This window comes from Arachidicoccus sp. (assembly GCF_050436765.1).
GTDB lineage: Bacteria > Bacteroidota > Bacteroidia > Chitinophagales > Chitinophagaceae > Arachidicoccus.
Map to the genome: position 1 here is coordinate 1 of NZ_JBNQGD010000225.1, position 4,995 is coordinate 4,995.

Genomic DNA, 4,995 nt, shown 5'->3' on the forward strand with positions numbered 1-4,995 from the left:
ATTCCGGACTTGGGTTTTCACAAGTCGCTTCGCCAAATGTAACCTGGGAAATAGCCACTAAACAAGATTTAGGATTGGATCTATCACTTTGGCATGACGCATTTTCAATGACGGTTGATGCCTTTAAGGATGAGCGTAGAGGTATTTATATGCAAAGAAATTATTTACCTTCTTATGTTGGACTGACAAGTATACCTAATGCAAATGTAGGGTCGGTGCGTTCGACAGGCTTTGATGGAAACTTTACAGTCCGCCATCAGTTCAACAAGGTAAACGTAACCTTACGTGGTAATATAACGTATAGTAAAAATGAAATATTGAATGACGATGAAGAAGAAAGTGTATACCCCTATCAGATGGAAAAGGGATACCGCGTGGGGCAAACCAGGGGCTTAATCGCACTAGGCCTGTTTAAAGACTATAATGATATTCGAAACAGCCCAACGCAGGAATTTGGGTCTTACCAACCTGGTGACATTAAATATAAGGACGTAAATGGCGATGGGGTCATCAATGGTGATGATGTTGTTGCTATCGGCTCTACCAGTACGCCGAATTTAATCTACGGATTTGGAGCTTCTGCTAGCTGGAAAGGGTTTGATGTGAATGTGCTGTTTCAAGGAGCCGGAAATTCGAACTTCTTTATATACGGAAAATCAGTTTACGCTTTTAGTGAAGGAGAATGGGGAAATATTCTACAAGGCATGCTGGATAACAGGTGGATATCGGCAGATATTTCCGGAAACCCTGCAACGGAAAACCCAAATGCCTCCTATCCCAGATTAAGTTTTAACGGAAATAGTAATAACTACCGGAATTCTTCCTATTGGCTGCGTAATGGAACTTACTTAAGACTTAAGAATTTGGATATTGGTTATTCGCTGCCTAAAGAGATGCTTAATAAAGTCCATATGAGTAGTGTTCGTATCTACTGTATTGGAACTAATTTATTGACTTGGGCACCTTTCAAATTATGGGATCCAGAGACAACAGACCCAAGAGGAGAAACTTATCCTTTGATTAAGTCAGTTACATTAGGAGTAACAATTGGTTTATAATATAAAAACGTATATTTTGATGAAATGAGCCATAAGTATCTCGCATATCCAAAGCAATGATCACTTGGTGAATTCCATCTGACAAATAAAAAATGAACAGATGAAAAAAATAACTGCCATATCCATTTTTTTAATGATGGTGACGCTATTAATGTCATGCAAAAAATATCTGAAATCTGATCAATATTTTAAGGATCGGCTGACTTTAGACAAGTCGTTTAATAATGAAAAATACATCGAGGAATGGTTGGCTAATTCCTACTCCTACCTTACTGGCGCGAACGCAGATGTCGCAAGTAAAGGGTTTGAACCATTCAATTTCGCCGATGATATTTATTACGGCGATAGAGATGTAGACTATGATGTAACGAATGCGGGTGCTTTATCTTATAATCGTTTCAGTCTCGGTAACTATCATGAAAATGAGAAGCAAGATTCCTGGACGCAATGTTATCAGGGCATCAGAAGCGCCTCCATATTTATACAAAATATTGGTCAGTCGACTGCTGTGGATGCAGCGGCGATCGCAGATTATAAGGCGCAAGCGCGGTTTGTTCGTGCTTATTACTACTGGCTTTTACTTAGAAAGTATGGCCCTATCCCTATTCTTCCTGATGAGGGCGCCGATTATACCAAGGATTATAGCGAATTAGCTTTACCCCGGAGCAGTTATGAACAGTGCGCCGAATATATTGGTAAAGAAATGGTACTTGCAGCCAAGGATTTGCCACAGAGTCGTGGGCAATTGGACATAGGCAGACCGACCAAAGGGGCGGCTCTGGCAACTCGTGCAAAAGTATTTTTGTATGCTGCGAGTCCTTTGATGAATGGTGGTAAACTGAGTATGGATTTCAAAGAGCAGTTGGTAGATGATAAAGGCAATCATTTACTTTCACTTACCTATGATGAACAGAAATGGGCAAGAGCGGCTGCTGCTGCAAAGGATGTTATGCAGCTGGGTGTTTACTCCTTATATGTTGCGCCGTTTCATTCCTCAGGTACCATAACTCACCCAGCGACTATAGCGCCGCCCTATAACGCCGCCTACTCAGATAAATCTTGGCCGGACGGTTGGGCCAATATAGATCCGTTTGAGTCTTACCGATCACTATTTGATGGTGAATTGTCAGCTTCCGAAAACCCGGAACTGATTTTTACGCGCGGACAGAATCAATCCAGCGAGGGTATTAATGTCATGGTTGTACACCAATTACCAAGAATTGCATCAGGTTGGAACACACACGGTATGACACTAAAACAGTGTGATGCTTATTACTTAAACGATGGCTCCGATGCTCCTGGAAAAGATATGGAGTATGGCAGAGGAAACGGCAGTCAAAGAGTGCAGGGTTTTGTAACCGATCAGGACGTTGCAGATGGTAAATATAAGCCCTTAGCATCAGGTGTTTCCTTACAGTTTGCAAACAGAGAACCGAGGTTTTATGCCTCCGTAGCTTATAATGGCAGTGTGTGGCACTTGACCAATGAGTCGGAAGAAAGAAACAGAGAACAGCAGGTTTTTTACTATCGCGGCTCTGGGAATGGCTACACGAATACCATGTTTTGGTTGAGAACTGGTATTGGGATTATGAAATACGTTAACCCACAGGATACTTATGAAAACGGAGATTTGAATAAAGTGGTGCCAAAGTATGAGCCTGCAATTCGTTATGCAGACATACTATTAGCTTACGCGGAGTCTTTAAATGAATTAACTAGCTCCTATAGTATACCTAGTTGGGATAGTTCACAGGTTTATACGATTGCAAGAAGCGTTGATGAAATGCATAAAGGTATCCGACCAATCAGGATTAGAGCCGGATTACCTGATTATAGCGAAGCGGTGTATTCGAGTAATACACAATTACGAAAAGCAATAAAACGTGAACGACAAATCGAATTGATGGGGGAACAGGAGCGTTATTATGATTTGCGCCGATGGGAAGACGCTTCAGTAGAACTAGCACTGCCCATCTATGGTTACAATGTCCTTATGACTGCAAATCAAAGAGATTTATTCCAGCAACCCGTGGCAGCTTTTGCTCTTCAAAGCACTTTTGCGCCCAAAATGTATTTTTGGCCAATTGCTATTGAAGAATTGAGAAGAGATGCTCGTTTGACACAAAATCCGGGTTGGCAAACTTATAACAACTAAAATTTACGTATGAAGCGCCATGTAAAATATTTCGCGAAGCAGAATGTAGGGCGCCACATCCGGTTATTAAAAAACATTAAAAAATAGATGCATGAAAAAGATAGCTGCTCTACTGACCCTATTACTAATTATCGGAACTATTGCCTGCAATAAAGGATGGATTACTGAACAATATCATCAATACATCTCGTTCAAAGCACCTTTGGATGGGGATGGGGTTACGCCTATTCATGTCAGATACAAACCCGATGGGATGGTCAATTATGAGTTACCAGTAATTGTCAGTGGTTCAACTAACAATAATAAAAATTTACTCGTCCATATTGGAGTTGATGCTGACACCCTGAAAGCATTCAATGACCAGAATTTTCAAAACAGAACGGATCTTTATTATAAAGAGTTGACAAGTCAGTATTTTGCGATTCCAGATACCGTATCGATTCCAAAGGGATCGAATTCTGATACGGTAACAATTGGGTTCACGCTTAAAAATATTGACTTAGTCGATAAATGGGTTCTTCCGCTAACAATAGAGCCTTCCCCTTCCAATGATTACATACCAAATCCTAGAAGAAATTATGCTAAGGCATTATTGAGGATTGTACCATTTAACGATTTTTCTGGAGAATATAGTGGTACCTCTCTCAAGGTTTATTTGAAAGGGGAGGAGAATGGCGCAGCAATAGTGAAGAGTACGATAGAGACTTACGTCGTTGATGAAAGTACCATCTTTTTCTATGCTGGTACGGTGGACGAGAACAAATCCGATAGACGGGATTATAAGATATACGCTCATTTTGATGAAGAGAAAAAGCAAGTAACGCTCACTACTGATAATCCATCTATGAATTTGCAGGTAAATAAAATAATTAATTATTCTGTTGAAGATGTTAAAGATGAACTTCTGCCTTATTTAGTTCATAGATATATCACCATCAATAATATCGATTATAACTTCACGGATTACACTTCGGTAGCCAATGCGTCCATCGATTATACTGTTCGAGGGTCATTGATTATGGAAAGGAAGATCAATACACAGATACCGGATGAAGATCAGGCAATTCAGTGGTAACAGGGGTACTACAACAAGTGGTAATCGATAGTGATGTGTTTTAACTTAAAAATGTTCATTGTAATTTAATTAGTAAACTATGAGAAGCTTAGTAATATATGTATTTCTGTTGGTGGCTTCTACAACTTGTGGTTATAATGCCTGTGCGCAAAAGCCAAAAATAAGCAACAAAAGTTTTGAAGGCGTGTGGCAGGTAAGTATGCAAAAATCACCTGCGGGAAGCGATAAATTTTTGCCGCCGCATAACAATGACTTTAAGATTTTTGATGCTGACGGGAATTTTAGACACATTTTTTATTTAAATAATAAGTACGTCGAACTTTCAAATGGAAAAATTGAAATCACTTCCGATTCTACTTATACAGAGCATTTAAACAGACATATTGCAGTTCCGTCCTCTATAAAAGAGGGGAAAATAATATTTCATTTTTTAGATGAAAATACATTTTTAATGAAATGGGAATTGGGTAAATCAAACGGACAGGAAATATATGAACGTGTTAGATAATATGCCTAAAGCAAACAAAAATAAAAAATACCATAATTTAATCCCTTTTTAATGAGTAAGTTTTTTTTCAGATTTTCTATTGCATTTGTATTAGTTCTTTTATTAAACAATACCTACGCCCAAAAGCAGCTAGCGCCGTCCTACCCTTTGATTACGCACAACACATATTTCAGTATTTGGTCCAATAGTGATATGCTCA

Annotated in this window: 4 protein-coding genes; all 4 read left to right on the top strand. The window is 39.2% G+C overall.

Annotation, left to right across the window (positions count from 1 at the left end):
* On the top strand, positions 1-1,058 hold a 1,058-nt coding region (locus ACQR30_RS09925), incomplete at its 5' end, for a SusC/RagA family TonB-linked outer membrane protein (protein ID WP_429734562.1).
* A 100-nt stretch (positions 1,059-1,158) separates the two neighbouring features.
* Positions 1,159-3,213 (top strand): RagB/SusD family nutrient uptake outer membrane protein, encoded by a 2,055-nt coding sequence (locus ACQR30_RS09930; RefSeq protein ID WP_429734564.1) that lies wholly within the window; start codon positions 1,159-1,161, stop codon positions 3,211-3,213.
* Positions 3,214-3,304: 91 nt separating this feature from the next.
* Positions 3,305-4,288 (top strand): DUF4973 domain-containing protein, encoded by a 984-nt coding sequence (locus ACQR30_RS09935; RefSeq protein WP_429734566.1) that lies wholly within the window; start codon positions 3,305-3,307, stop codon positions 4,286-4,288.
* A gap of 79 nt (positions 4,289-4,367) precedes the next feature.
* Entirely contained in the window at positions 4,368-4,796 is a 429-nt protein-coding gene (locus tag ACQR30_RS09940; RefSeq protein ID WP_429734568.1) for a DUF4488 domain-containing protein, read from the top strand.
* Positions 4,797-4,995 lie beyond the last annotated feature (199 nt).